Annotated in this window: 22 protein-coding genes; 8 read left to right on the top strand and 14 right to left on the bottom strand. The window is 62.9% G+C overall.

Translation table 11 applies throughout. The annotated features are described in order from the left end of the window. Positions 1-10: 10 nt before the first annotated feature. Positions 11-583 carry a hypothetical protein gene (locus tag ACJ8IJ_RS03995; RefSeq protein ID WP_442518278.1) on the bottom strand — a complete coding sequence of 191 codons (573 nt, stop codon included), beginning with the start codon at positions 581-583 and terminating at the stop codon, positions 11-13. A 128-nt stretch (positions 584-711) separates the two neighbouring features. Here ACJ8IJ_RS03995 and ACJ8IJ_RS04000 point away from each other — a divergent pair, with 128 nt between their 5' ends. Beyond that, positions 712-1602, top strand: a complete 891-nt coding sequence (locus ACJ8IJ_RS04000; RefSeq protein ID WP_442518279.1) for a LysR substrate-binding domain-containing protein — start codon at positions 712-714, stop codon at positions 1600-1602. Here the strand turns inward: ACJ8IJ_RS04000 and ACJ8IJ_RS04005 are convergent. The 3 genes from ACJ8IJ_RS04005 to ACJ8IJ_RS04015 all read right to left on the bottom strand — a co-directional run bounded on the left by ACJ8IJ_RS04005 (position 1599) and on the right by ACJ8IJ_RS04015 (position 4151). Next, the gene (locus ACJ8IJ_RS04005; RefSeq protein WP_049187905.1) at positions 1599-2327 is read right to left on the bottom strand and encodes a PA1136 family autoinducer-binding transcriptional regulator; all 729 of its coding nucleotides are present in this window, start codon (positions 2325-2327) and stop codon (positions 1599-1601) included. The two genes, ACJ8IJ_RS04000 and ACJ8IJ_RS04005, sit on opposite strands and share 4 nt — an antisense overlap. Further along, positions 2324-3199, bottom strand: coding sequence for a glyoxalase III HchA (gene hchA / locus ACJ8IJ_RS04010; RefSeq protein ID WP_004928649.1), 876 nt, complete (start codon positions 3197-3199; stop codon positions 2324-2326). Before hchA ends, ACJ8IJ_RS04005 begins: the two co-directional genes overlap by 4 nt. A 121-nt stretch (positions 3200-3320) precedes the next feature. Then, complete coding sequence (locus tag ACJ8IJ_RS04015; protein ID WP_044030866.1) at positions 3321-4151, bottom strand: alpha/beta fold hydrolase; 831 nt, start codon at positions 4149-4151, stop codon at positions 3321-3323. Positions 4152-4350: 199 nt separating this feature from the next. On the opposite strand from ACJ8IJ_RS04015, the gene ACJ8IJ_RS04020 reads away from it, so the two are divergent. The 5 genes from ACJ8IJ_RS04020 (at position 4351) to ACJ8IJ_RS04040 (ending at position 12870) form a co-directional block, all read left to right on the top strand. After that, complete coding sequence (locus ACJ8IJ_RS04020) at positions 4351-5775, top strand: coniferyl aldehyde dehydrogenase (protein ID WP_442518280.1); 1425 nt, start codon at positions 4351-4353, stop codon at positions 5773-5775. A gap of 259 nt (positions 5776-6034) precedes the next feature. Next, on the top strand, positions 6035-8230 hold the full coding sequence (gene katG / locus ACJ8IJ_RS04025; protein ID WP_131164918.1) for a catalase/peroxidase HPI: 2196 nt from the start codon (positions 6035-6037) through the stop codon (positions 8228-8230). Between the two features lie 524 nt (positions 8231-8754). Next, entirely contained in the window at positions 8755-9654 is a 900-nt protein-coding gene (locus ACJ8IJ_RS04030) for a glyoxalase (protein ID WP_165491282.1), read from the top strand. Positions 9655-9699: 45 nt separating this feature from the next. Then, positions 9700-10986: an alginate export family protein gene (locus tag ACJ8IJ_RS04035; protein ID WP_442524988.1), complete on the top strand. Its 1287-nt coding sequence runs from the start codon at positions 9700-9702 to the stop codon at positions 10984-10986. Between the two features lie 501 nt (positions 10987-11487). After that, a complete protein-coding gene (locus ACJ8IJ_RS04040) occupies positions 11488-12870 on the top strand; it encodes a serralysin family metalloprotease (RefSeq protein WP_442518282.1) in 1383 nt (460 codons plus the stop codon). A gap of 104 nt (positions 12871-12974) precedes the next feature. Here the strand turns inward: ACJ8IJ_RS04040 and ACJ8IJ_RS04045 are convergent, their stop codons facing one another. From ACJ8IJ_RS04045 to ACJ8IJ_RS04070, 6 genes are all read right to left on the bottom strand, one after another. Further along, entirely contained in the window at positions 12975-14027 is a 1053-nt protein-coding gene (locus ACJ8IJ_RS04045; RefSeq protein ID WP_442518283.1) for an NAD(P)H-dependent flavin oxidoreductase, read from the bottom strand. Between the two features lie 96 nt (positions 14028-14123). Next, on the bottom strand, positions 14124-15734 hold the full coding sequence (locus ACJ8IJ_RS04050) for an MFS transporter (protein WP_154871071.1): 1611 nt from the start codon (positions 15732-15734) through the stop codon (positions 14124-14126). Then, complete coding sequence (locus ACJ8IJ_RS04055; RefSeq protein WP_049187890.1) at positions 15727-16152, bottom strand: DoxX family protein; 426 nt, start codon at positions 16150-16152, stop codon at positions 15727-15729. The genes ACJ8IJ_RS04050 and ACJ8IJ_RS04055 overlap by 8 nt, the downstream gene beginning before the upstream one ends. 9 nt (positions 16153-16161) lie before the next feature. Next, the gene (locus ACJ8IJ_RS04060) at positions 16162-16992 is read right to left on the bottom strand and encodes an alpha/beta fold hydrolase (RefSeq protein ID WP_049187888.1); all 831 of its coding nucleotides are present in this window, start codon (positions 16990-16992) and stop codon (positions 16162-16164) included. Positions 16993-17134: 142 nt separating this feature from the next. Next, a complete protein-coding gene (locus ACJ8IJ_RS04065; RefSeq protein WP_004928618.1) occupies positions 17135-18532 on the bottom strand; it encodes an MFS transporter in 1398 nt (465 codons plus the stop codon). A gap of 171 nt (positions 18533-18703) precedes the next feature. Further along, on the bottom strand, positions 18704-19894 hold the full coding sequence (locus tag ACJ8IJ_RS04070) for a sugar transporter (protein WP_033632605.1): 1191 nt from the start codon (positions 19892-19894) through the stop codon (positions 18704-18706). A gap of 260 nt (positions 19895-20154) precedes the next feature. Here ACJ8IJ_RS04070 and ACJ8IJ_RS04075 point away from each other — a divergent pair, with 260 nt between their 5' ends. After that, positions 20155-20841 (top strand): aspartyl/asparaginyl beta-hydroxylase domain-containing protein, encoded by a 687-nt coding sequence (locus ACJ8IJ_RS04075; protein ID WP_342577922.1) that lies wholly within the window; start codon positions 20155-20157, stop codon positions 20839-20841. A gap of 17 nt (positions 20842-20858) precedes the next feature. On the opposite strand, the gene ACJ8IJ_RS04080 is transcribed toward ACJ8IJ_RS04075, so the two are convergent. Beyond that, the gene (locus tag ACJ8IJ_RS04080) at positions 20859-21791 is read right to left on the bottom strand and encodes an aromatic alcohol reductase (RefSeq protein ID WP_442518284.1); all 933 of its coding nucleotides are present in this window, start codon (positions 21789-21791) and stop codon (positions 20859-20861) included. An 86-nt stretch (positions 21792-21877) separates the two neighbouring features. On the opposite strand from ACJ8IJ_RS04080, the gene ACJ8IJ_RS04085 reads away from it, so the two are divergent. Continuing rightward, on the top strand, positions 21878-22300 hold the full coding sequence (locus ACJ8IJ_RS04085; RefSeq protein ID WP_004928603.1) for a winged helix-turn-helix transcriptional regulator: 423 nt from the start codon (positions 21878-21880) through the stop codon (positions 22298-22300). Between the two features lie 30 nt (positions 22301-22330). Here ACJ8IJ_RS04085 and ACJ8IJ_RS04090 read toward each other — a convergent pair whose 3' ends face one another. From ACJ8IJ_RS04090 to livM, 3 genes are read right to left on the bottom strand one after another with little or no spacing between them, the layout of a single operon-like run. Continuing rightward, a complete protein-coding gene (locus tag ACJ8IJ_RS04090) occupies positions 22331-23047 on the bottom strand; it encodes an ABC transporter ATP-binding protein (protein WP_004928599.1) in 717 nt (238 codons plus the stop codon). Further along, complete coding sequence (locus ACJ8IJ_RS04095) at positions 23044-23919, bottom strand: ABC transporter ATP-binding protein (protein ID WP_342577484.1); 876 nt, start codon at positions 23917-23919, stop codon at positions 23044-23046. Before ACJ8IJ_RS04095 ends, ACJ8IJ_RS04090 begins: the two co-directional genes overlap by 4 nt. After that, a complete protein-coding gene (gene livM, locus ACJ8IJ_RS04100) occupies positions 23916-25202 on the bottom strand; it encodes a high-affinity branched-chain amino acid ABC transporter permease LivM (RefSeq protein ID WP_342577486.1) in 1287 nt (428 codons plus the stop codon). The genes ACJ8IJ_RS04095 and livM overlap by 4 nt, the downstream gene beginning before the upstream one ends.

Genomic DNA, 25202 nt, shown 5'->3' on the forward strand with positions numbered 1-25202 from the left:
GCGCGGCGGCTCACTCCCTGTCACGCTCCGCAATCCGCGCCATCAACGCCCCCAGCAAGGCCAGATCGACCAGCAGCGCCAGCGCGAAACAGGCTCCCTTTATCCCCGGCGCGGCATAGGTTTGCACCAGCGAAACGGCAACCACTACGGCCACGAGAGTCACCACCGTCGTCAGCCTGCACGCCACGGCGAAGGCCCCTTTCTCCCCCACTGCCGTGCGGTAGGCGACGCCCTGGCCCAGGCCACCGAGGGCGAGGCCCGGCAGCAGGGCCGGCCAGCCGTGGCCGCCGAACAGCATCAGCAGCATCAATAGCCATCCCGCCGCCGCCAGTAAAAAGCCGTGGCGGAGAATAGCCAGCGCAGGCCGGTTCCGCAGCGTCCGCCAGCGGGCCAGCGCGGCGCCGCCGAGAAACGCCAGCGCCAATGCCGTCAGCAGCATCAGGGTCGCGCCGATGCCCAGCAGATTTTCGGTCTTCAGCAGCAAGGCGCCCGCCGCGACCGGCACGCTGAGCGCCAAGGCGCTCGCCGCCGTTCCCGTGTGTTCCATGGCGCCCAGGGCGCCGTTGTTGATATAGAGGCTCATCGTTCACTCCGACATAATGGAAATGATGAAATAAATTCATTTCCCTGTTCACATGTCAGTAGCCTATCTCTTGTATAATGGGTCAGACAAACTCATAGTTTTCAGCCTTGGATGAGAATAATTCAGCCATGAGAAAAACCCGTTTGCCGCCGCTGGGCGCGCTGCGCGCTTTCCACGCCGTGGCCGTCTGCCGCAGCTTCAAACTGGCCGCCGAGGAGCTGGGCGTCAGCGCAACGGCGATCAGCCATCAGATCAAGCTGCTGGAGTCGGTGCTGGCATGCCGGGTGTGCGAGCGCAGCGCGCAGGGCGTCAGCCTGACCGAGACTGGCGAGGTCCTGTATGCCGGCACCCAGCGCGCCTTCGCCACGCTGGAGCAGTCCGTCGCCCAAATCACCCGCGCCCGGCAGCCGCCGGCGCTGACCGTCACCACCACCTCCAACTTTCTCACCCACTGGCTGGTGCCGCGCCTGGCGGATTTCAAGGCGGAGTTTCCCGCCATCGATCTGCGCCTGCACACCAGCGTCGAGCGGGTGGATCTCAGCCAGCGCACCGTGGACGTCGCCATCCGCTACCGTGAAACGCCGGAAAGCGATCTGCACTGCCCCCTGCTGCATGAGGATCGCTTTATCGTGGTGGCCAGCCCGGCGCTGGCGCTGGAGCACATCGAAGATTTGCTGCGGGTGACGCTGTTTCACGTGGAGCATCGGCAGGTGCCCGCCGACTCACCGACCTGGGATAACTGGCGGCGGCGCTACGGGCCGGAAGGATTGAACGTGGAAGCCGGGCTGACCTTCAGCGACGAGACCCATGCGCTGCAGGCGGCGGTGGCGGGCCAGGGGGTGGTGATCGCCAGCCGGCTGCTGGCGCGCGATTTGTTGCAGCGCGGCGTTCTGGCGGCGCCGTTCGAGATGTCATTGCCCGGCGCCAACTACTATCTGGTGGCCACCGAAGAGACCGCGCAGCGCCCCGATATCATGGCGCTGCGCGCGTGGCTGCTGCGGCAAATGGCGGCGGGCTAACGGCTCTCGGGGGCGATTTCCCCCAGGCGGATCGCCACGCTGATCGCCTGCGCGGTGGTGGCGGCGCCGAGACGTTGGCGAATGCGCCGCAGGTGATTTTCCACCGTGCGTTCAGACAGGCCGAGCATCGCGGCGATATCCGCCTGCCGCCGGCCAATGGCGGTCCAGCTCAGCACCTCGCGCTCGCGCGCCGACAGCCGGCCCTCCCGTTCACCGGCAGCAGGTTCGAACAGCCGCCGCGCCGCCAGAAAGGCCGCCGCGCCTACCAGCGACAGCGCCAGCCGCACCGGCGGCGAGGCGTCGATGCGCTCGCCCCCCAGGCTGACCGCCCCCTCCAACCCGGCGGGGCCGAATACCGGGATCTGCACGCCGTGCAGACCGGCGCCGCGCGGCGTGCGCACAATCCGGTAGCGCTCGCCCTGCTGCGCCCGGTTTTTGGTCCAGAAGAACGGTTCGGCGGCCCGCAGCATGTGCCGGGTCACCGGGCAGTGCCGCACGTAGGTCAGCGCATCGACCGCCTCCCCCTCACCGAACCAGTCGCCCTCGACCCAATAAATATGCTCGATCCCCGCCTCCGCCGCCGCGGAGGCGGAAAACAGCACAAAGCGGTTGAAACCGAACGGCGCGGCGAAGGCGCGAACCCGCCCCTGAATGGCGGACAAGGTGCGCTCGTGGTCCATCGCCAACGCCGTCTGGAAAGCGCGCTGCGCGATCTCGTCGCTCATCGCGCGGCGACGTCGGCCAGCAGCGTTTCTGCCGCCAGTTTGCCGAGGTTGTTGGAAGCCAGCGGGCTGTCGCCGGTCAGCAGGCGCCGATCTTTATGCACCTTGCCGGTGATGTCGGCATTGACGATCTTCACGCCCAGCTCACGCAGGCGTTCGCCCACCAGCCAGGGCATCGGGCCGGGGATATAGCCGATGTCGATGTTGGCGCCGGTATCGAGCGAGTCCGGGAACACGCACATCTCATAGCCGCGATAGAGGAAATCCGCTTTGCTCTCGCCAATGCCCGCCGCCAGCAAACCGGCCGGCCCGTGGCACAGCGAGATCACGTAGCGATCGTTATCATGGGCCCAGTGCAGCGTCTTTTTCACCTCTTCACTGAACGGGATATCGTTGAGCACGCCGTGGCCGCCGGGAATGAAAACGCCGAGGTAGTTGCCGCCATCCAGATCCTTCACCACTTCCGTCAGCTTTTTCGGCTGCTTGAGTTGGCTGCGGTACTTCTCGTAGGTGGCCTTGACCGCTTCATCTTCATGCGGGAACGCCCACATCTCCAGCTTCACCGGATCGCCGGACGGCGTAGCGACGTCGATCTCGAAACCGGCCAGATCCAGGTGATACATCGGCAGCAGCATCTCGACCGGATGGTTGCCGGTGGAGAAGAACTTGCCGTTTTGCATCAGCAGGTAGCGCTCCTGCGAGGCGATCATCAGCACCTTCCACTTGCCGCCGCGATAGGCGTTCGGGTAGCTGGCGCCCGTGAAGTCGGTTTTGGACGAGGTGTACTGGCTGAGGGAGTAAGGGGATGGGAAGAACGCGTTGTCTTCCGCCACATCCGGGGTGGGATTACGATCGTTGGACACTGAATCAGTCATGATTATCTCCATATTCATCGTTGCATTGCCCATTCAGCTTAAATAACCGCCGGCAGGGCCGCAATGAGGGATATCCCTCAAGCAGCGCCCAGGCGGCGGAGCGTCCCCCTGGGCGCTGTTCTTAGCTGTTCACAAACGCCAGCAGATCGGCGTTGACCTGATCGGCGTGGGTGGTCGGGATGCCGTGCGGCGCGCCCTTGTAGGTATGCAGCGTGCCGTTTTGCACCAGCTTGGCCGACAGCACGCCGGAATCCTGATAAGGCACCACCTGATCGTCGTCGCCGTGGATCACCAGCACCGGAATGGCAATCTTCTTGAGATCTTCGGTGAAATCGGTCTGCGAGAAGGCGACGATGCCGTCATAGTGCGCCTTGGCGCCGCCCATCATGCCCTGGCGCCACCAGTTCCAGATAATGGCCTCCGACGGTTTGGCGCCCGGACGGTTATAGCCGTAGAACGGGCCGGCGGGCACGTCGTAATAGAATTGCGCCCGGTTGGCGGCCAGCTGCGCCTGGAAATCATCAAACACCGCTTTGGGGGTGCCCTGCGGATTGGCGTCGGTTTTCACCATCAGCGGCGGCACCGCGCTGATCAGCACCGCTTTGGACACCTTGTCCTCGCCGTGGCGCACGATATAGCGCACTACCTCGCCGCCGCCCGTCGAGTGACCCACGTGCATCGCGCCCTGTACGCCCAGGTGTTTCACCACCGCGGCGACATCATCGGCGTAGTGATCCATGTCGTGCCCTTCCCACACCTGGCTGGAGCGGCCGTGGCCGCGGCGATCGTGCGCAACCACGCGGAACCCTTGGTTCACGAAGAACAGCATCTGGGCATCCCAGTCATCGCTGGACAGCGGCCAGCCGTGGTGGAAATAGATAACCTTGCCGTTTTTGGGGCCCCAATCCTTGTAGAAAATCTCGACGCCATCGCTGGTCGTTACATAACCCATGTCGTTTCTCCCATTTACACTATGGTTAAAAAAGAAGGTTTATACTGCGCGCGGCGCCGGGATCTCTGGCTCCCTCATCCCGGCTGGCCGACGATCTTGCGTTGATCGTTTAACGAGTATAGGTTTAAAGCTCACTTTAAGGTCAAACCCAATTCGGCAAACCGCATTCCCGCTTTCGATCGGCATCAGGAGTATTCAAGTGCAAGGAGATGACACCGCCACGACGATGGAGCAACGGCTTGCCGCCCAGCGCCACGCCTTCCTGCGCGACGGCGCGCCGACGATGGATCAGCGCAAGGCCGCCCTGCGCCGCCTGCGGAGCGCCATTCTGGCCCAGCGCGGCGCGCTGGCGGCGGCCGTCAGCGCGGACTTCGGCCACCGCTCGCCTTACGAGACCGACATTCTGGAGATTCTGGTCACCGTGCAGGCGATCGATTACCTGCTGCGCAACCTGAAACGCTTCATGCAGCCGGAGCGCCGCCACGTCGCCCTGCCGTATCAGGCCGCGCGCGCCTATGTGCAATATCAGCCCAAGGGCGTGATCGGCGTCATGGCGCCGTGGAACTACCCTTTATCGTTGACCTTCATCCCGCTGGCCACCGCCCTGGCCGCCGGCAACCGCGTGATGCTGAAACCTTCGGAGCTCACGCCGCATACCAGCCAGCTCATCGAAACGATGCTGGCGGCGCGGTTTCCCGCCGATGAGGTCGCCGTGGTGACCGGCGGGCCGGACGTCGGGGCCAGATTCAGCGAGCTGGCGTTCGATCATCTGGTGTTCACCGGCAGCACGGCGATCGGCCGTCAGGTCATGCAGGCGGCCGGCAAACATCTGGTGCCATTAACGCTAGAACTGGGCGGCAAAAGCCCCGCCGTCATGGCGCACGGCGCGGTTAACGCCAGAAACGTCCAGAGCGTGGCGTTCGGCAAGCTGTCGAACGCGGGCCAAACCTGCATCGCGCCCGATTACCTGCTGATCCATCAGGACGATCTGGCAAGCTTCATGGCGCTCTACGACGCGGCGGTCAAAACCTTTTATCCCGACGGGCCAACCGGCGACGACTACGGCGCCATCATCAACGACAGGCACTACCACCGCTTGCACGATCTGCTCGCCGATGCCCAGGCGCGAGGCGCGCAAATCATTCCGGTCGGCCATCGCCCGGACTCGGCGTCTGAACGGCCGAAAACCCTGGCCCCCACGCTGGTCGTCGGCGCCCCCGACGACAGCCGGATCATGCAAGAAGAGATCTTCGGGCCACTACTGCCGGTGCGCACCTACGCCGCCTTTGATGAAACGATCGACATTATCAACGCCGGGCCGCGCCCGCTGGCGCTCTACTACTTTGGCCCGGCAGACGCGCAGCAGGATCGGCTGCTGGCGCGCACCGCCTCCGGCAACGTCAGCATCAACGCCACCCTGCTGCACTTCGCTCAGGACGACCTGCCGTTCGGCGGCATCGGCCCCAGCGGCATGGGAGCCTGTCACGGCATCGAGGGATTTCGGGCGCTGAGCCACGCCAAGGGCGTTTTCATCCAGAGCCGCTGGCGCTTTACCGACCTGCTGCGCGCGCCGTTCGGCAAGCTGGCGGACGCGGTGCTCGCGTTCATGCTGCGGCGCCGATAACGCGGCGTGTTGACTATCAATAGCACACCCATAAATCGCCGCAAGCTATCACAATATTCACTCATTCCTATTTTATCTCTCCGCCGCCGCTGACTAAGCTTAGCCATGAGTCACCCTTTGCCCGTTGGCGGCGAGGATGACGTAAATCGATTGAGTTCAGTTATTTAGCGCAATACCCGACGCAAGCCTTACCCGCATGCCTTGTTAACCGCTCCACGCCCGGCGGCTGGAGCATCTTTACGGAAGCAGAGAGCGCATTATGACAACTGAAAGCAAATGCCCGTTTTCGGGCGGCAAGCAGCCCGCACCGCAGAACGGCCCCACCAATCAGGATTGGTGGCCTAATCAGCTCAGCCTGAAACCGCTGCATCAGCATTCCCCCCTGTCCGATCCGATGGATAAAGACTTCAACTACGCCGATGCCTTCAACAGCCTCGATCTGGCGGCGGTCAAACAGGATCTGCACGCCCTGATGACCGACTCGCAGGAATGGTGGCCGGCGGACTTCGGCCACTACGGCGGCCTGTTCATCCGCATGGCCTGGCACAGCGCCGGCACCTACCGCATCGGCGACGGCCGCGGCGGCGCGGGCGAAGGCCAGCAGCGCTTCGCCCCGCTCAACAGCTGGCCGGACAACGTCAGTCTCGACAAGGCGCGCCGCCTGCTGTGGCCAATCAAGCAGAAATACGGCCGCAACATCTCCTGGGCCGACCTGATTATCCTGACCGGCAACGTGGCGCTGGAATCGATGGGCTTCAAAACCTTCGGCTACGCCGGCGGCCGCGCCGACACCTGGGAGCCGGACGACGTCTACTGGGGGTCTGAGAAGATCTGGCTTGAACTGAGCGGCGGGCCGAACAGCCGCTACTCGGGCGACCGCGATCTGGAAAACCCGCTGGCGGCGGTGCAGATGGGCCTGATCTACGTCAACCCGGAAGGCCCGGACGGCAACCCCGATCCGGTGGCCGCCGCGCGCGACATCCGTGAAACCTTCGCCCGCATGGCGATGAACGACGAAGAAACCGTGGCGCTGATCGCCGGCGGCCACACCTTCGGCAAGACCCACGGCGCCGGCCCGGCGTCTCACGTCGGCGCCGATCCGGAAGCGGCCGGACTGGAGTCGCAGGGCCTCGGCTGGCACAGCACCTTCGGCACCGGCGTCGGCAAAGACGCCATCACCAGCGGCCTGGAAGTGACCTGGACCACCACCCCGACCCAGTGGAACCACGACTTCTTCCGCCACCTGTTCGAATACGAATGGGAGCTGAGCCAAAGCCCGGCCGGCGCGCACCAGTGGGTGGCGAAAGACATCGGCGAAACCATTCCCGACGCCTTCGATCCCAACAAGAAGCGCCGCCCGACCATGCTGACCACCGACCTGTCGCTGCGCTTCGATCCGGCCTACGAGAAGATTTCACGCCGCTTCTATGAACACCCGGAAGAGCTGGCCGACGCCTTCGCCCGCGCCTGGTTCAAGCTGACCCACCGCGATATGGGGCCGCGCGCGCGCTACCTCGGCCCGGAAGTGCCGCAGGAAGAGCTGATTTGGCAGGATCCGATCCCGGCGGTCGATCATCCGCTGATCGACGAGCAGGACATCGCCGCGCTGAAAAGCAAGGTGCTGGCTTCCGGCCTGCCGGTGTCCGCGCTGGTTTCCACCGCCTGGGCTTCCGCATCGAGCTTCCGCGGTTCCGATAAACGCGGCGGCGCCAACGGCGCGCGCATTCGCCTGGCGCCGCAGAAGGACTGGGCCGTCAACCAACCTGCGCAGCTCGCCGCGACGCTGGCCACGCTGGAAGGCATCCAGCGCGCCTTCAACGACGCGCAGACCGGCGGCAAGCGCGTCTCGCTGGCGGATCTGATCGTGCTGGCCGGCGCGGCGGGCGTGGAACAGGCGGCGAAGAACGCCGGCTTGACCCTGACGGTGCCGTTCGCCCCAGGCCGCATGGACGCCTCGCAGGAACAGACCGACGTGGACTCCTTCGAGGCGATGGAGCCGCTCGCCGACGGTTTCCGCAACTTCCTGAAGGGCAAATACCGCGTGCCGGCCGAAACGCTGCTGGTCGACAAGGCGCAGCTGTTGACCCTGACCGCGCCGGAAATGACGGTGCTGGTCGGCGGGCTGCGGGTGCTCGGCGCCAACGTTGGCGGCACGCAGCACGGCGTGTTCACCCATCGCCCGCAGGCGCTGACCAACGACTTCTTCGTCAACCTGCTCGACATGGGCACCACCTGGCACCCGGTGGGTGACGACGGCCTGTTCGAAGGCCGCGATCGCCGCAGCGGCGCGGTCAAATGGACCGGCACCCGCGTCGATCTGGTGTTCGGTTCGCACGCGCAGCTGCGCGCGCTGGCCGAAGTCTACGGCAGCGCCGACGGGCAAGAGAAGTTCGCCCATGACTTCGTCGCCGCCTGGAACAAAGTGATGAACCTCGATCGCTTCGATCTGGCGTAAACTCCCCGCAACGGTCTGCTTCGGCAGGCCGTTTTTCCTCCCGAGAGCAACACCGCCTCCGCTCAGCGCCAGCCGTAGCGCACGTCGTTATATTTCTTTTCCCGCTTATTCGTATTTACTCAACAAGTCATATAAAAATTTGATGGGCGGCAATTCTTTTAATGCTGTATTTATATTTTGAGGGCAATGAAGAACGTAAATTCAGCGCGCTAATACGATATATCCCATCAAGGAGAACACCGTTATGGATTATCCCCAATTCACTTCAACACGCGGCGAGGCGGACCGCATTATCAGCGCCGACCCTTAGCGATAGCGGGCCTGCTGGCCCGGCGCCTCACCGTTTACGCCAATAAGAATAAATGTTCTGCCCCTGCGCCATATTCGCCGGGGCGTCAGAACTTCGCCCCTATTTAGCGTTTCATCACGCGCGTTGCGTTTTTAGCTTTTATTTTTCAGCCGACGGGAAAGCTCATAGGAAATGACGTTTCACTCAGGAAAATAACCGCTACCTGGAGGTCAACATGCAACACATTATCGGTATTTCTTCTCGTCGGCTGAGGATATCAGCCCTTGCGCTGCTGCTCCCTGCCGTATCATGGGCGGCCGATACGGCATCTCTCGCCGTGGGGCCGCAATATGACACCACCCATGTCTACGTCGAACGCGGCAAGATGGACGCCTTTGTCGACAGCATCCTGAAAACCTTCGGCGGCACCAGTACCGAACGCGTGCTGGTCAACGTCACGCCGACGCCGAGCGAAACCTACTCCCAGCTGATATTGACGCCGGCCGGCAGCTTCTCGGTGTTCGATTTCAAAACGCCGATCCCGTACCCGTTCGGCGTCGAACGCAACGGTTTTCTGGTCAGGGATATGGACGCCGCTATCCGGCAGGCCAGGGCCGCCGGCGCCGATGTGCTGGTCGCCCCCTTCGACGATCCGATTGGGCGCGACGCGGTGATCCAATGGCCCGGCGGCGTCAACATGCAGCTTTATTGGCACACCAAAGCGCCCAACTACAAGCCGCTGCTGAGCGTGCCGGAAAACCGCCTGTATCTCTCCGCTTACCGCGTCGATGACTTCCTGAAAAGCTATCAGACGTTCTCGCACGGCAAAGTCGTGCGCGACGAGCAGGTCAGCGATGCGGCGATCGGCCGCAACGATAACGGCAAGATCCGCCAGATCGAACTGGACTCGCGTTTTGGCAAAACGCGCATTTTCGTCACCGATGGGCATCTGCCTTATCCGTTCGGCCATGAGCGCACCGGCTATGGCGTCGAGGATCTGCAGGCCACGCTGGCCAAAGCGACGGCCAGCGGCGCGCAGGTGCTGTGGCGTTCGACGGCGGCGGAACGCCGCGCCTCGGCGCTGGTGCGTTTCCCCGGCGGCTACATCGCCGAAATTCACCAGACAGCCAAATAAACCCAAGGCGCGCTGCGGCGCGCTTTTTTACTTCGGATATTCATGATGAAACGCACGCTACCCGCACTGTTGCTGTTCTCCACGCTCCCCACTCTGGCGGCGGAGCCCGCCGCTTCCCCCTGGAAAAACATCCCGTTGGGCGATGCGGCCACCTTATCTTTCGACGGTTCACTGCGCGAGCGCTATGAATGGACGGATCAACGGGATCTGAGCGGCGGACGCGACGACACTTTCATGCAGCGCTTGCTGGTTGGCGCGCGCCTCGACTACGGCGACTATTTCGGCGCCTATGTGCAAGTGGGATCGTCGCTGGCCACGCCGCGCGATCGCGGGCGCAAGCCGACCGACGAAGATCATGCCTACCTCGGGCAGGGCTATGTGGATATGAAACTGCCCACTGCCTACGGCCTCGGCACCCTGCGGGTCGGCCGCCAGGAGATTGCGCTGGGCTCGCTGCACCTGCTGGGCACCCGCGACGGCCCCAACGTGCGCCGTTCCTTCGATGCCATCCGCGCCAGCTGGGTCAAGGATAAAAACCGCCTCGACGCCTTTATCGGCCATCCCGTCACCCTTAAAACCGGCAGTTTCGACGACGATACCGACAACAGCCAAAAGGTGTGGGGACTGTACGGCACCACGCCGCTGACGCCGCTGGCTTCTTCGCTCGATCTCTACACCTTTGGCTTTGAGGATAACGACGCCCACTACGCGCAGCTTAGCGGGCAAGAGCGGCGCTATACCGTCGGCGCACGCATCTTCGGCGCAGCGCGGGGGTTCGACTGGGATAATGAAGCTGCCTGGCAGTTCGGCAGCGCAGAACAGCGCGATATCCGCGCCTGGTCGGCGTCGGCGCACGCCGGCTATACGGTGAGCGACTGGCGCTGGCGGCCGCGCTTTGGCGGCAAGATTGGCATCGCCAGCGGCGACAAAAACGGTCACGATGGGCAGCTCAACACCTTCAACGCCATGTACCCCAAGCTGCCCTACCTGACCGAAAACGGGCTGGTGGCGCCGGCTAACCTGATCGCCATCCATCCTTCGGTCACCATCACGCCGTGGCAAACCCTGGCCATCGATTTCAGCTGGGACGCCTTATGGCGGCAACGCCGCGAGGACGCCTTCTATCTCGGGCCAATGCGCCCGGTGAAAGGCAGCGAACAGGGCTCGCGCTTTATCGGCAACCAGTACCAGGTCGAAACCACCTGGACGCCGAGAAGCGATCTCCAGTTCAAGGTGGCCTACGTCTACTTCGACGTCGGCCACAGCCTGCAGCACCATGCCGGGCTGAAAGACATGAACTTCGTGCTGGCGCAGGGCACCTACAGTTTTTAAGTATCAGGCAAGTTAATCGGTGTACGCGGGCGCCCTCAATAATCCCATATCCGATTAATGACGACAGCCGGCGTGCGGCCGCCTCTATGCGTTACGGCAATGGCGGCTACTCACCGCATTTCACAGATAAAAAGCTGGAAAAACAGAAAGATAAATCAGCAACGCAAATGCCGCGCGCCGATTACAGAGAAATATTAAATAAAGATTTAATTCCAACGAATTATTTAAACAAGTCTTTTACTCATATCTTATGTAAAAGATTCATATAAGAATAACTAATTAATAAAATAATTGTGTTTATACTGCTTTAACTCAATCGCAGTGCACAATTAATTCCTCACCGTGACTAATGATAAGGATATATTCCGCTTGAACGCAATATTCAAGCCAGACCAAGGAGGCAAGCCAATGATATCACATTAATTATCCCTGATTTTCAAACCTGTGTACGAGCATATAGAGCGTTAGGTGCAATATTGTCAACGTCCAAAGGAGTTTGATATGTCATTAGCTACCGATAAGATTTCCGATTATTTAACCAGTTATGAAAGAGGCGATCACGCGGAGAGCAATAAACCGTCATATACCACGCAAGAGGTTTCAGATCTGCTGCTGAGAAGCCATTATTCCGCCAATGGCAAAGGCGTGACAGACCATGCGGCTACCTTGACCTACTCTTTCCCCGTCTATACCGGCAGCGACAAGACGGGCGCCGCGCAGCTTACCGCCGCTCAGCAAACCCAAACCAAGCTTTCATTGCAATCCTGGTCGGATGTGGCCAACATCACGTTCACCGAGGTTAAAGGCAACGATGCGAAAAATGCAGATATAAAGTTTGGTTTTTATAAGGCGGCCAGCGGGGGCAATTACACCTCGTATGAAAGTACGCAGAGCGATCTCAAAAGCACCATTTGGATCAGCGGTAATAACGGCTACGACGCCTCCAATCCGCAAACCAATAACTACGCCAGGGATACGCTTACCCATGAAATAGGGCATGCGTTGGGGCTTTCTCATCCCGGCAATTATGATGCGTCAAATGCCACCTACCCCACCTACGCCAACTCGGCGAAGTATTATGAAGACGACCATCAATATTCTTTGATGAGCTATTTTAACGAACAATACACCAGCGCTGACTATAAAGGCGTTTGGCCATCAGGACCGCAGCTGGATGATATTACCGCCATACAGAAGCTTTACGGCGCGAATACCACCACGCGCACCGGCGATACCACCTATGGTTTCAACTCGAATACGGACAGAGACTTTCTGAGCGTTAAAGCGTCCACGGACAAAATCGTGGCGGCTATCTGGGATGCCGGCGGCAATGACACGCTGGATTTTTCAGGCTACAGCCAGGATCAGCGCATCAACATTAACGAAGGCGCATTCTCTGATGTAGGCGGCTTGAAGGCGAATATCGCCATCGCCTACGGCGCGCAGATTGAAAATATCATCGGCGGCAGCGGTGCCGACATTCTTGTGGGCAACGCGCTGAACAATACGCTAAAAGGCGGTGCAGGCAACGACATCATTTACGGTGCCGGCGGCGCCGATCAGCTTTGGGGCGATGCAGGCGCGGACACCTTTGTCTTCCGCGAAGCCGGCGACAGCCGAGCCACCACGCCGGATTGGATCCGCGATTTCCAGACCGCGGAGGATAAAATCGACCTGTCGTGGCTCAACCAGACGGCTAAGGCCGAGGGGGGCGAGTTGCACTTCGTGGATAATTTAAGCGGCTCGTTATATGAAGCGGCGCTGAATTATGACGCGCAGCAGAATGTCACCGATCTGGCCATCAATCTCTCCGGCAATCAATTGCCTGATTTTCTGGTTAAAATCGTTGGGCATGTCGACGCTTCCGCCGATATTCTCGTCTAGCCAAGAAACCAACAGTCCGGTGCGAACGCCGGACTGTTCATCTCTTATCAGGCCTCACCCGGCGTCTTTTTACATTGCCACAGCAATAAATCGCGCAGACGAGGTCACACCGCTTCCAGCTCCGCCGCCAGGGTGGCGACCAGCTGCGCCGCCGGCATCGGCCGCGCCAGGCCCACGCCTTGCCCGGCCCACAGCGACATAAACTCCCCGCGCCCGGCCTTGGCCGCCGCCTGGCGGATATCGCCGGTGAGCGCGTTCTGCACCGGATAAGGCAGGATCTGCGCCTCTTCCGCGCGCATCTGCCGCATGAAATCATTGACGATGCCGCGCGCCGGGCGGCCGCTGAAGGCGCGCGTCAGGCGCGTGCTGTCATCGCCGGCGTTGCTCAGCGCCGCCCGCCAGGCTTCGGCGATGCCCGACTCCGGGCTGCACAGAAACGCGGTGCCGAGCTGCGCCGCCTGCGCGCCCAGCAATTGCGCCGCCGCGATGCCGCGCCCGTTCATGATGCCGCCTGCAGCGATCACCGGGATTTTCACCGCCGCCACCACCTGCGGCAGCAGGGCCATCAGCCCGACGCAGGATTGTTCGATATCGCCAAGGAAGGTCGGGCGGTGGCCGCCCGCCTCCGAGCCCGAGACGCAAACGAAGTCGGCGCCCGCCTCTTCCCAGGCGCGGGCTTCCGCCACCGTGGTGGCGGTGCCGATCACCCGTGAACCGGCCTTCTTGAACTGCGTGACCGTGGCGCGCGGCAGCACACCGAAGGTGAAGCTGACCACCGGCGGCGCAGCCTCCAGCAAGGCTGCGATCTGGTCGCGGTTGTTTTCGGCGAATTGAGTGGGGATCGGCGGCTCGCTCAGCCCCAGCGCTTCGCGGAACGGCCGCAGCAGGTGCTGGGCGCGCTTCAGTTCGGCGAGCCCCGGGTGCTGCTCATTGAGCAGAAACAGATTGATGTTGAACGGCGCGGCAGTCTGTGCGCGGATCTGCTGCACACGTTCGAGGATCACCGCCGGTGAAAACAGCGCCGCCGCGCACGATCCCAGCGCCCCGGCGTTGCTCACCGCCAGCGCCAACGCCGGCGGTGACGCGCCGTTCATCGGCCCCTGAACGATCGGATAGCGCAGCCCAAGCTCGCGGGCAAAAGCAGAAGGTGCCGTCATCAATGTGTCTCCCTGTACTGACTACATTCGTCTTACGGCGGCCGCGCCGCCGAACCGACCAAAAGCATAGCACCTTCTCACCGCCTGGCCGTGCAGTTAATGCTTCACCTGCCGCCTGTCCAACGACAGGAAGTGATGCACCACCGGTTTCTCCGGGCCGATATGGAAGCGCAGCGCCTCCTGCTGCAGATCGGCGTCGGCGTGCGACACCCGCTGGTGCTGCCGCAGATGCTCCGCCCAGGACTCCACCAGGAACCACTCCATGATGCATTCCGGATCGCCGGTATGCTCGGTGATACCCCAGGCGTAAGCGCCATCGCGGCGGCGCGCCCGCTCCAGCATCAGCAGCGTGCGCAAGAACTGCGGGCGATCCTGTTCGCGGATACGGTACTCCACCTGAATCATGACCGGGCCGCGATCGTTTTCGACCGGCGTGTTGACCAACGGTTCCGGCCAATGGTTCGACGGCTGCAGATCGGCCTCACCGGTCGGCAGACGCAGGCGGTGGAACAGCAGCCCCGCCGCCAACAGGCCGACGCCGCCGACCAGCAGCGTGGCGGCCACGCCCAGCTCCTGCGCCACCAGCCCCCACAGCAGGCTGCCCGCCGCCATCGCGCCGTTGAACACCATCAGGTAGATGGCCAGGCCGCGGCCGCGCACCCAGTTGGGCAGCACGCCCTGCGCCGCACCGTTGAGCGTGGTCAGCGCGATAATCCAGCCTGCGCCCAGCACCAACAGCAGCACCACCGCCAGCCACTGCGGCGGCGCCAGCGACAGGGCCGCCATCACCGCCGCCGTCAACACCGCCGCCAGCAACACCAGCCCGTCGGCATTCAGCCGCTGGCGCAGGCGCGGCAGCACAATAGCCCCGAGGATCGCCCCGGCGCCCACCGCCCCCAGCAAAACGCCGTAAAAGCCGGCGCTGCCGCCCAGCATGCGGCGCGCCACCAGCGGCAGCAGCGCCCAGACCGAGCTGGAGAAGGCGAAGAACACCGCCGCCCGCAGCAGCACCACGTGCAGCTCGCGGCTGGAGCGGGCATAGCGCAGGCCGGCGCGGAAGGCGCCGAAGAAATGCTCCGACAGGCCGCTGTCTTCGGCCTTCGGCCGCTTCCACCACAGCAGCGCCGCAATCACCAGCACATAGCTCATCACGTCCGCGCCGTAGGCCGCGCCGGCGCCGAAGCTGGCCAGCAGCAGCCCCCCGGCCGCCGGGCCGATGGAGCGAGCGATGTTGATGCCCAGCGAGTTCAGCGCCACGGCGTTTTTCAGCTCGGCGCGCGGCACCAGCTCCGGCACGATCGCTTGCCAGGTCGGCCCCATCAACGCCGCGCCGATGCCGCCGACGAACGTCAGCGCCAGCAAATACTCCACCGTCAGCGAGCCGGTCTGCGACAGCACCAGCAGGCTGCCGCTCACGCAGGCCAGCAAGATTTGCACGAAGATCAGAAAGCGCCGCCGATCGAGAATGTCCGACAGCACCCCGGCCGGGATCGCCAGCAGGAACACCGGCAGCGTAGCGGCGGTTTGCATCAGCGCCACCGCCGAAGGGTTGCTCGACAGGTCAGTGATCAACCACGAGCTGGCGACGTCGCGCATAAAGCTGCCGACGTTGCCGAGCACCGTCGCGCCCCACAGTACCGCAAATAATGGGATTTTCAGCGGCGCGAAGCCACCCGCCGCCGCCTTGTTTTCCGTCTGCTCAGCCATCTGTTCGCTCCTTCAAATCGTTAAATGCCACCAGCAACAGCGCGCCGGCCAGCCCAAGGTGTTCAAAAAATCCGTTCATCATCTGGCCGCGCTCCGCCCCGTCGAACTGCCAGAACGGATTGGCCATCAGCGTCGCCATCAGGGTAAAACCGGCCAGCGCCAATGCGCCGAGCCAGCGATAAAAGCCGCTCAGGATCAGCGCCGACGCCGTCAGTTCGAGCAGCGTCACCAGCACGGCGAACAGCGCCGCCGGCTGCAGGCCGAAGTGGCTCATCTCGGCGAGCGCGCCTTCGACGTTCAGCGCTTTGACCAACCCGCCCTGAATATAGGCGGCGCAAATGGCGAGCAGCAGCAGCCAGCGCACCACAGGCGCATGCAGCCGCTGTGCGCAGCGGGCGGCGATAGCAGTCAGGTTCATCGCGCCCCCTTAAAACGGCGAATTTTGGATGAAGGCCAGCAGATCGGCGTTGAAGCGATCGGGATCGACCTGCGCCAAACCGTGCGAACCGCCGGCGTAAACATTCAGCTCCGCCTGTTGCATAAGCTTAGCGGCTTTCAGCGCTGAGGCGCCGATCGGCACGATCTGATCGGCGTCGCCGTGCACCAGCAGCGTCGGCTTGTCGATCGCCAGCAGGTCGGCGGTGTAATCCACTTCGGAGAACGCGCGCACACACTCGTACTGCCCTTTCACGCCGCCCTGCATGCCCATCAGCCAGAAGTGGTCGATCAGCCCCGCATTGCTCTCCACCTCGTCGCAGTGGAGACCATAGAACGGCACCGCCAAATCTTTGAAGAACTGCGAGCGGTTGCCCGCCACGCCGCTGCGAATGCCGTCGAAGGCCGCCATCGGCGTACCCTCAGGGTTGACTGGCGTTTGCAGCATCAGCGGCGGTACGGCGCCGACCAGCACCACCTTCGCCACCCGATCGCTGCCGTGACGGCCGATGTAGCGCGCCACTTCGCCGCCGCCGGTGGAATGGCCGACCAGGATCAGATCGCGCAGATCCAGCGTTTCGATCAGCAGGGCCAGATCGTCAGCGTATTGGTTGATGTCGTTGCCGTGCCAGGTTTGATCCGAACGGCCGTGGCCGCGACGATCGTGGGCGATCACGCGGAATCCGCTCTGGCCGAAAAACAGCATCTGGTTGTCCCAGGCGTCGGCAGACAGCGGCCAACCGTGGGAGAACAGGATCGGCTGGCCGCGGCCCCAATCCTTATAAAAAATGCGTGCGCCATCGGGCGCGGTAAGGGTGCTCATGACGTGTTCCCCGCTCGGTATCGAATTGGATTTTGTACGGGTTAACAGTACGGCAGGCGTAAAGGCAGTGATAACGGAATAATTTTCGCATGATCGCGAGTTTTTTTGCTGAAGAAGCCGGCGTCGCCGCCGGCGCAAAACGTCAGATGTTTTCCAGATCGATACCGCGCGTTTTTGGGCCGAACAGCCCGATCACCAGCATCACGATCAGCATGCTGGCGACGATAAACGCGATCACCCCCAGCGAACCGCCGTACTGCAAGATAATGCCGATGATGATGCTGCTGAACACCGTCGACAGCCGGCTGAAGGAGTAGCAGAAACCGACGGCGCGGGCGCGGATATGGGTCGGGAAGATCTCGGATTGATACGAGTGGTAGCTGTAGGTCAGCCAGGCGTTGGACCAGGTGATGAAGAAACCGCACAGGATCAGCCACAGCGGGTTGTTCTGCAGTGCGAACAGCGAGCCGAAGATCACCGTCACCAGGCAGGACAACACGATCTGCCACTTGTTCTCCATCTTGTCGGCGTAGAAGCTGCACAGCAGCGAGCCCAGCGGGTAGGCCAGCGTGATAAAGAAAGCGTACAGCAGGCTGTGGGTGACCGACGCGCCCTTGCCCGACAGCAGCGCCGGCAGCCAGTTGCCGAAGCCGAAGAAGCCGATGGCCTGAAAGAAATTCATCACTACCAGCATCAGTGTGCGATCGCGATATTGCGGCGCCCAGATGTCGCGAAAGCGGCCGCGCAGCGGCGCTCCCTCGGCATCGTCAACTGGGCGCGACGGGAAGTCCGCGGCCGCCACGCCGCAGCGCCGTTCCATGTCCCGCATCACCTGCCGGGCCTGCGCATAGCGCCGCTGTTGCACCAGCCAGCGCGGCGACTCCGGCAGCCCCTTGCGCACCAGCCAGATCACCAGCGAAGCCAGCGCGCCGGCAATCACCACATAGCGCCAGCCGCTCAGCCCCCAAATCGTCTGCGGCACCAGCCACCAGGACATCAGCGCCACCGCCGGCACCGACAGAAACTGCACGAAGAACGCGAAGGCGAAAGCCCGGGTGCGCAAGTGCGCGGGCACCCACTCCGTCAGGTAGGTATCGATGGTCACCAACTCGATGCCGAGCCCGACGCCCACCAGAAAACGCAGAAAGATCACCCATTCCGCCTGCTGTTGAAACGCCAACAGCAGCGAGAAGGCGCCATACCAGATCAGGGCGAACATAAAGGTGGCGCGCCGGCCGAAGCGATCGGCGTACGGGCTCAGCAGGCTGGCGCCGACGAACAGGCCGAGAAAGGTGGCGGAGGCAAAGGCCGCCTGATCCGACACGCCGAAAACGCCCTGCGCGCCGGTGTGGAAAATGCCGTCGGCGATAAGGCCAGTGCTGATATAGCCGGTCTGGAACAGATCGTAGAGTTCGAAAAAGCCGCCCAGCGACAGCAGAATGATAAAGCGCCACAGGCCGGCCGACGCGGGCAAGGCGTCGATTCTGGCCGCCAAATCCCGCGCATGGATCGGCGACGCCGCTACAGATTCACTCACCATTAACCTCGCATTAACATTTTTGATGACTTTCTATGCTAGCGAAGCGGCGTCGGAGTTAAATTTTTAATTAGCAGACTATGAAAAAAAGTTAAGCATAAAACGCTGCAGCAGCCTGTTTTATAGCAGGAAAATGTAGCGCGGGATGCCGCAGCGGCATCCCGAATCGGCAGGTTAACGGCTGTGGTGCTGCTGCAGCCGTTCGCTGCGGTAGACGCTCAACAGGCACCAGCCGAGGGCGATCAGCGCCAGCGGCGCGGCGACGAAGCCGATGTTGCCCATGCCCAGATGCAGGCTCACCTGGTTGCCCAGCAGCGCGCCGCTGCCGATGCCGAAGTTGTACAGGCCGGAGAAAATCGCCATCGCCACGTCGGTAGCGTCCGGCGCCAGGCTCAGCACTTTAGCCTGCATCGACAGGCCGATCGCCATGATCGCCATCCCCCAGAAGATGCACAGCACCGTCAGGTGGCTTTCACTGCCGGCCGCCGGCAACAGCAGCAGCAGGCTCAAGGCCAGCAGCGTGATGGCACCGATGAAGAAGCCGGAAGGAAACCGCTCGCTGTAGCGGCTGAACAGCAGGCTGCCGACGATGCCGGCGGCGCCGAACAGCAGCAGCATCAGCGTGGTGAAGTTCTCCGACAGCCCGGCCACGGTCTGGATAAACGGCTCGATGTAGCTGTAGGCGGTGAAGTGCGCCGTCACCACAATGATGGTCAGCATGTAAAGCGCCACCAGCGCCGGGCGCTTGAACAACAGCGGCACGCTGGCCAGCGAACCGGAATGCTCGCTTTTCAGCACCGGCAGCAGGCGCCACAGCAGCACCAGCGCCAGGGTGGCACACACCGCGATGCCGATAAAGGTCATGCGCCAGCCGAGCAGTTGCCCGACCACCCGCCCGAGCGGCAGCCCGAGCACCATCGCCAGCGCGGTGCCGCCCGCCAACAGGCTCAGCGCCTGGGCTTTCTTGCCCGGCGGCGCCACCCGGATCGCCAGCGAGGCGGTGATCGACCAGAACACCGAGTGCGCCAGCGCCACGCCGGCGCGCGAAATGACCAGCGTGGTGAAGTTCCAGGCCACGGCGGTCAGCACGTGGCTGGCGATAAACAGCATGAACACGCCGATCAGCAACTTGCGGCGCTCAATCTTGCTGGTCAGCAGCATGCACGCCAACGAGGCGGCGGCGACGATCCAGGCGTAAATGGTAATGATCAAGCCGACCTGTTCGGTTTGCATCGAGAAGCTGGCGGCGATATCGCTCAGCAGACCGACCGGAATAAACTCGGTGGTGTTGAAGATAAAGGCCGAGACGGCGAGGATAACCACGCGCAACCAGGCGGTTGAGCGCGAAACGGGAGCGTGTTCCATGGTAAACAAAATCCGGACAGGTGCGGGCAAGTCGCGATATTTTAACCAACCGGCCCGCTAAATGCGATATACGTCACACTTTAATTGTGTGGTTTTTTTCACCGCCCATCGACACGCTCACCGACGCACGGTTGCCAAAATGCTGTGCTAATCTATTGAAGCGTACCAATTTTTCCTGCCGTTCTTCCCAGGCCGTCCACGCGCCGCGCCGAAGAAGCGCGCAGTGTCCCTTTGGCGTTTCCTGAGGCGAGGTCATTATGATGTCCGCGATTTATGATTGGTCCGTGCTCGCATTGCGCAATGTTTACGATCGCCGCATTCAGGGCCAACCGGTGCTCGACAGCGCCGCGCTGTTCCCCGACGCCGAACGTTTCACCGCCCAATGGCGGCAGATCCGCGAAGAGGCGCTGACCGTCGCCCACGATCTGCACAATATTCCCCGTTTTCACGAGATCATGAGCCAGCAGGCGTCGATCTCCGCCAACGACGCGCGCGACTGGCGCATGTTCATCATGAAGGCCTACGGCCAGCCCATCCCCCACAACCTGGCGCGCAGCCCGACGCTGGCGGCGCTGATCGCTTCGTCGCCGGACGTGCTGTCCGCCTCGCTCTCCTTCCTGGCGCCCGGCAAACAGGTGCCGCCCCATCGCGGGCCGTTTCGCGGCATTCTGCGCGGCTATCTGGTGCTGGACATGCCCAAACGCGCCGACGGCGCGCCGGCGGCGGTGCTGAAAGTGGACGGCCGCGAATACCGGCTGCACGAGGGGGAGTTCATGCTGTGGGACGATACCTTCGAACACGAGGTGTGGAACGACAGCCCGCAGGTGCGCACCGTGCTGCTGCTGGATATCCGCCGCCGCGATATGCCCGCCGGGCTGCGGCTGCTCTCCGGCGCCATCATCGCGCTGGTGCGGCTGAACGTGCGCTGGATGCAGCGCCAGTTCTGACTGCGGCGCTCAGGCGATTAACCGCCCTGAGAAGCCAGCCACTGCTCGGCGGTGGTGGTGGTTATGCCCTGGCGCGCATTGAAGGTTTTCGCCTTATCCCAGGCCACGCCGTCGGGCCGGGCGAAAGCCAGCCGGTATTTGGCGCCGACATCATGCGGATGATTGCGCACCTCCGCCTGCAGCCGCTCTTTGTCCAACAGGACTCTGTTGACCTCCACGCCCCAGTGCGCCTGCATGACATCGGCAAGCTCGCGGTAGGTCAGCGTGTCGCCGGCGATATAGACCACCTGGTTGCGAAACGCGGGCCGATGGAAAAAAATCGCGGCCGTCAGCCGGCCAATGTCCTCAGGGGTGGTCAGCGTCACCGCGTAGCGCCAGTCGCCCAGCGCGCGCACCGTTTTGCTTGCCGCATCCACCACGCCAAAGCCGGGGTCAAACAGGTAGCTGGTGAAAATGCCCGTGGAAACAATCACCCACTCCGTCACACGCTGCGCACGCAGCAGGTGGCGCACCTCAAGCTGTTCATCCCACACCTGTTGCCCGCTGCCTTTACCCACGACATCGTAGTCCACGCCGAACTGCCACGGGAAGTAGCGCGCCACGCCCGCCTGCAAGACGGCCTGGGTGATCTTTATCTGCGTGCCCGCCCCGCCGACAAAGCCGCTGCAGTTGATCACCGCGTCGAAGGAACGGAATAGCGCGCTCAGCGCCTCCACGCCGTTTTGCTGCAGATCGCCTTCCACCACGGCGATGCCGAGCCGCGCCAGCGCATCCCGCCGCGCCCGGAGCGGGCCGCTGACGGCGCGTGCAGCCTCCGGCCGGAGCAGCACGCTGATTTTTAAAGATGGAGATAACCGAGCCTGCCGGCTCATCGCACGCAGTACCGGCAGCCCCAGTTCACCGGCGCCGAGTATGAGCACGGTATTGATAGATGGATTTGTGGATTTCATGCTTGCCTCCTGTCTTGACACTGCGTCATCCTGACAGCAGACAAAAACGGGTTCAATTAGGTACACGCGTGATACCGGAGAGGAATATGACGAGCGATCGGGAAGCGCTGCTGCAATTTTCGCAGGCGTTCTGTGAAGAACTGAGCAACGACGATGAAGGGTTGAAGCGTGAGATCCTCGCGCATGCGGGCAACCGTTGGTCGCTGGGGGTATTGCATATCCTGGGCACTCACGGGCCGCTGCGCCACGGCGAGATAAGCCGCCAACTGGCGGGCGTGACGCAGAGAATGCTGACGCGGACGCTGCGCCATCTCGAGCGGGACGGGCTGATATCGCGCTGCGATTATCAGGAGAAACTGCCCCGCGTGGTTTACACCATCACCGACGCGGGGGAAGAGATGCTGCTCAACATGCTGCCGCTCTGGTCGTGGATTATCGCCTCCGCCGACGCCTTCAGAGCGGCCCGTTCGCACTACGATGGCCAAGAGCGCAACGCCGCTGAAAAATGAACGCGGGCATCCCTGCCCGTGGGGCGGCGCTCAGCCGCCGCCCAGATAGGCCTTTCTCACCTCCGGATCGTTTAACAGCTCCTGGCCGCTGCCGGTGAGGCGGATCTGGCCATTGACCATCACATAGCCGCGATCGGACAGTTTCAGCGCGTGGTTGGCGTTCTGCTCCACCAGAAACAGCGTCATGCCGCTGCGGGTCAGCTCGCGCAGTACGCCGAAGATCTGCCGCACCACGATCGGCGCCAGCCCCAGGCTCGGCTCGTCCAACAGCAACAGCTTCGGCCGGCTCATCAGCGCGCGGGCGATCGCCAGCATCTGCTGCTCGCCGCCGGACATGGTCATCGCCCGCTGGTTGCGCCGCTCCTTGAGGCGCGGAAACAGCTCGAACATGCGCGGCAAATCCTCCTCCAGGTAGCGATTGCCGACGGTGATGGTGCCCATCAGCAGGTTCTCCTCCACGCTCATGTCCGGAAAGATGCGCCGCCCCTCCGGCGCCTGCGCGATGCCGCTGCTGGCAACAAAGTGCGTGGAGCGACGGCTGATGTCCTCGCCGCCAAACAGGATCTGCCCGCCGGCGATGCGCGGCTGGCCGAAGATCGACATCAACAGCGTGGACTTGCCCGCGCCGTTGGCGCCGATCAGCGCCACCGTCTCCCCGGCGTTCACCTGCAGCGACACCTGGCGCAGCGCCTGGATCGGCCCGTAAAACACATCCACTTCGCGAAATTCCAACATCGCTTCGCTCATCCCGCCAGCTCCTCTTCGTCCGCGCCCAGGTAGGCGGCGATCACCGCCTCGTTGTGCTGGATCTCCTGCGGCGTGCCGCGGGCGATCACATCGCCGTGATCGAGCACGATCACCCGATCGGAGATCTCCATTACCATGCCCATGTCATGCTCGATCAACAGCACCGTGATGCCGTGATGCTGCCGCAGGAAGCGAATGATGCGGCTCAGCGTGGCCGTTTCCACCGGGTTCAGCCCGGCGGCCGGCTCATCGAGGCAGATCATCTCCGGCGCGGTGCACATGGCGCGCGCGATCTCCAGCCGCCGCTGCTGGCCGTAAGACATCTCTCCCGCCAGCCGGTTGGCGCAGCTCACCAGATCCACCACCTCCAGCCAGTAGAAGGCGTGATCGAGCGCGGCGCTCTCCGCCCGGCGGTAGCCCGGCGTATTCAGCACCCCGGCGATCAGGTTACGGTTGCTCTGCATGTGCTGCGCCACCAGCAGGTTCTCCACCACCGACATTTCACGGAACAGACGGATATTTTGGAAGGTGCGCGCCAGCCCGGCGCGGTTCACCAGGTGGGTGCCGCCGAACATCTTGTAGTAGAGGCGCGAACCGAGGCGCTTTGGGCGTATCCAGTCGCCGGCGCGGAACTTCTGCCCCAGTACCTGGATCACGTCGGTCGGCCGCTTGTGGGTATTGAGCAGGATCGCGCCGCCGCTGGCGCGGTAAAAGCCGGTCAGGCAGTTGAATACCGTGGTCTTGCCGGCGCCGTTGGGGCCAATCAGCGCGGTGATGGAGCCGCGTTCCACCTCCAGATTGACGTCGTTCAGCGCTTTGATGCCGCCAAAGTGCATCATCAGGTGTTCCACCTGCAAAATGGCGTCGCTCATGGCGCCACCCCCTTGCGTTCGGCGAAGCTGGATCGGCTGATGCGCACCAGCCCGCGCGGCCGCCAGATCATCATCGCCACCATCAGCACGCCGAACAGCAGCACCCGGTATTCGGCGAAGCTGCGCAGCAGCTCCGGCGCCACCGTCAGCACGAAGGCCGCCAGCACCACGCCGAGGGTGGAGCCCATGCCGCCCAGCACCACGATCGCCAGGATCAGCGCCGACTCGAAGAAGGTGAACGAAGTCGGGTTGACGAAGCCCTGGTAGGTGGCGAAAAACACCCCCGCCAGCCCGGCGGTGGAAGCGCCGAGCATAAACGCCGACAGCTTCACCAGCACATGATTCAGCCCCAGAGAACGGCAGGCGATCTCATCCTCGCGCAGCGCCTCCCAGGCGCGGCCGATCGGCATGCGCGTCAGCCGGTGCTTGATATACAGCACCAGCAGCACCACCAAAAACAGCACCGCGTAGATGAAAATGAACTTGAGATTCGGGTTGTAATCGATGCCGAAAAACTCGTGGATCGGCACCCCGCCGTCTTTGGCGCGGCGGCCGAACTCCAGGCCGAACACCGTCGGCGCCGGCACCGAGACGCCGTTCGGTCCGCCGGTGAGCGACATCCAGTTGTTCAGCACCAGCCGAATGATCTCGCCGAACCCCAGCGTAACGATCGCCAGGTAGTCGCCGTGCATGCGCAGCACCGGAAAACCCAGCAGTGCGCCGGCCAGCGCCGCCATCAGCGCCCCCAGCGGCAGCATCGCCCAAAACCCCAGCCCGAGATATTGGTAGCCCAGCGCCAGCCCGTAGGCGCCAATGGCGTAAAACGCCACGTACCCCAGATCGAGCAGCCCCGCCAGCCCGACCACAATGTTCAGCCCCAGGCCGAGCAGCACGTAGATCAGGCCGAGGATCGCCACCGTCAGCAGGTATTTGGTGGCGACAAACGGGAACAGCAGCGCGATCGCCGCCATCAGCGGCAGGATCCAGCGTAGGTTGGATTTATAGCCCAGCGGCTGCACGTAAACGCCGTCGTTGCCGCCGTCGAAACGCGCCAACACCCTGCGCCCCGGCGCGGTTTGCAGGAACAGGCTCAGCAGCAGCCGCCCGGCCATCACCGCGACGATGATCCACACCAGCCGGTGCGGCTCGAAGTTAAAGCTGTAGCCGTTCAGCACGATGCCGACGATCGGCCCGAACACGATCAGGGCGATCAGCCCGGCCAAAACGGCATCCAGCAGGCTGCGTTTAACGTCCAGCCCGCCGTTGATCACGGATTGCGACAT

The organism is Serratia sp. CY40230 (assembly GCF_052168835.1).
GTDB classification, from domain to species: Bacteria; Pseudomonadota; Gammaproteobacteria; order Enterobacterales; family Enterobacteriaceae; genus Serratia; species Serratia nematodiphila.

Bases quoted from the DNA above. Each gene is read 5' to 3' on its own strand.
- ACJ8IJ_RS03995 (WP_442518278.1), bottom strand. From the start codon at position 583: ATGAGCCTCTATATCAACAACGGCGCCCTGGGCGCCATGGAACACACG.
- ACJ8IJ_RS04000 (WP_442518279.1), top strand. From the start codon at position 712: ATGAGAAAAACCCGTTTGCCGCCGCTGGGCGCGCTGCGCGCTTTCCAC.
- ACJ8IJ_RS04005 (WP_049187905.1), bottom strand. From the start codon at position 2,327: ATGAGCGACGAGATCGCGCAGCGCGCTTTCCAGACGGCGTTGGCGATG.
- hchA (WP_004928649.1), bottom strand. From the start codon at position 3,199: ATGACTGATTCAGTGTCCAACGATCGTAATCCCACCCCGGATGTGGCG.
- ACJ8IJ_RS04015 (WP_044030866.1), bottom strand. From the start codon at position 4,151: ATGGGTTATGTAACGACCAGCGATGGCGTCGAGATTTTCTACAAGGAT.
- katG (WP_131164918.1), top strand. From the start codon at position 6,035: ATGACAACTGAAAGCAAATGCCCGTTTTCGGGCGGCAAGCAGCCCGCA.
- ACJ8IJ_RS04030 (WP_165491282.1), top strand. From the start codon at position 8,755: ATGCAACACATTATCGGTATTTCTTCTCGTCGGCTGAGGATATCAGCC.
- ACJ8IJ_RS04035 (WP_442524988.1), top strand. From the start codon at position 9,700: ATGAAACGCACGCTACCCGCACTGTTGCTGTTCTCCACGCTCCCCACT.
- ACJ8IJ_RS04040 (WP_442518282.1), top strand. From the start codon at position 11,488: ATGTCATTAGCTACCGATAAGATTTCCGATTATTTAACCAGTTATGAA.
- ACJ8IJ_RS04045 (WP_442518283.1), bottom strand. From the start codon at position 14,027: ATGACGGCACCTTCTGCTTTTGCCCGCGAGCTTGGGCTGCGCTATCCG.
- ACJ8IJ_RS04050 (WP_154871071.1), bottom strand. From the start codon at position 15,734: ATGGCTGAGCAGACGGAAAACAAGGCGGCGGCGGGTGGCTTCGCGCCG.
- ACJ8IJ_RS04055 (WP_049187890.1), bottom strand. From the start codon at position 16,152: ATGAACCTGACTGCTATCGCCGCCCGCTGCGCACAGCGGCTGCATGCG.
- ACJ8IJ_RS04060 (WP_049187888.1), bottom strand. From the start codon at position 16,992: ATGAGCACCCTTACCGCGCCCGATGGCGCACGCATTTTTTATAAGGAT.
- ACJ8IJ_RS04065 (WP_004928618.1), bottom strand. From the start codon at position 18,532: ATGGTGAGTGAATCTGTAGCGGCGTCGCCGATCCATGCGCGGGATTTG.
- ACJ8IJ_RS04070 (WP_033632605.1), bottom strand. From the start codon at position 19,894: ATGGAACACGCTCCCGTTTCGCGCTCAACCGCCTGGTTGCGCGTGGTT.
- ACJ8IJ_RS04075 (WP_342577922.1), top strand. From the start codon at position 20,155: ATGTCCGCGATTTATGATTGGTCCGTGCTCGCATTGCGCAATGTTTAC.
- ACJ8IJ_RS04080 (WP_442518284.1), bottom strand. From the start codon at position 21,791: ATGAAATCCACAAATCCATCTATCAATACCGTGCTCATACTCGGCGCC.
- ACJ8IJ_RS04085 (WP_004928603.1), top strand. From the start codon at position 21,878: ATGACGAGCGATCGGGAAGCGCTGCTGCAATTTTCGCAGGCGTTCTGT.
- ACJ8IJ_RS04090 (WP_004928599.1), bottom strand. From the start codon at position 23,047: ATGAGCGAAGCGATGTTGGAATTTCGCGAAGTGGATGTGTTTTACGGG.
- ACJ8IJ_RS04095 (WP_342577484.1), bottom strand. From the start codon at position 23,919: ATGAGCGACGCCATTTTGCAGGTGGAACACCTGATGATGCACTTTGGC.
- livM (WP_342577486.1), bottom strand. From the start codon at position 25,202: ATGTCGCAATCCGTGATCAACGGCGGGCTGGACGTTAAACGCAGCCTG.